Source organism: Bartonella sp. OT172YNZD (assembly GCF_042193725.1).
Classification (GTDB): Bacteria; Pseudomonadota; Alphaproteobacteria; order Rhizobiales; family Rhizobiaceae; genus Bartonella; species Bartonella grahamii_A.
Map to the genome: position 1 here is coordinate 1 of NZ_JBHILZ010000062.1, position 1,140 is coordinate 1,140.

Genomic DNA, 1,140 nt, shown 5'->3' on the forward strand with positions numbered 1-1,140 from the left:
TATGGGCGCCTAAAAAGCCCAAATGAATGGAAAAATTACAATAAATTTATCAACAAAGTCACGATGAGTGGAGGCTTAGAGCTATTAGGAAATTCTCCGTTTAGCCTCACCCATAATAATGAAGTCATCACAAGTTTAAACACAAATGGAAGCTTTCTTAAAGGACCTTTAAAAGTCGATGGTGATCTTGTTTATACGAAATCAGAAATAGATATTCTCAAGCAGGAAATTAAAAAAATCAAAAAAGATTTGATTAATCAACTCATTATTGCCGATGCTGAATTGCTCTATACGCAAGATGGGAAAATTCTATGGCCAGCTTGGGTGACGGATAACACAAAAGTTGAAATCCAAGCATGGGGTGGTGGGGGTAGTGGTGGTGGAGCGTGTACACCAGGATTAGGCGGTGGTGGTGGTGGCGGCGGTTGTTCAGTATGGTATGGCTATAAAACCAATTTAAATGGTCATGAAGATATCATCATTGGTAAGGGAGGAGCTTCTGTTTCAGGGCGGAATGTAACAGGTAAGTCTGGAGGAACAACAATTGTTGGAAAGAATTTTATTACCGCTACAGGAGGAAATGGTGGTGGGGGTGGTTATTATAGTATATCAAGGGGAAATACTTATTACTATTCAGGCGCTGGCGGAACTGGGGGAATTGGTGGAAATTTTGGTTTAGCAATAGACGGACCTCTAGGATTAGCCAAAGGCGGAAATGGTTATACTGGAACGAGTGGAATTACTGGCGAAACAAGCGGCAATGGCGGTGATGCTGGAGGTGATACATCAAGGGGAGGTGGTGGAGGAACGGGAGATGGTTCCTATATTTCAGGAAAAGCAGGGCGTGGTTTTGGCAGCGGTGGTGCCGGTGCTCATGGAGGTTTTTCTCCAAGCGGTGCTGGAGCTGATGGTGCTGTCCTTATAAGGTTATGGAAAGAATAAATGGATGCACAAGTAACCAAGATACGACAGAAGTCAAATGGATAGCTGTTGTATAAGCAGGCTTATATGTTTTTAAGTCCTTTTATCGCTCTTTAAAAGCCTTTTAAAGGGCTTTTTTTGACTGACAGTGTCAGGCTTATGAGAGAGTGCGCTTGTTGTTATAGTCTCTTCATTGATTTGGAGAGCAATATGGCAACA

At 42.4% G+C, this 1,140-nt stretch carries 1 protein-coding gene; it reads left to right on the plus strand.

Annotated features, from left to right (window positions below; all coding sequences use genetic code 11):
• Positions 1–942: hypothetical protein (locus ACFIJS_RS08975; protein WP_375651268.1), on the plus strand; the 942-nt coding region annotated here is incomplete at its 5' end.
• Positions 943–1,140 lie beyond the last annotated feature (198 nt).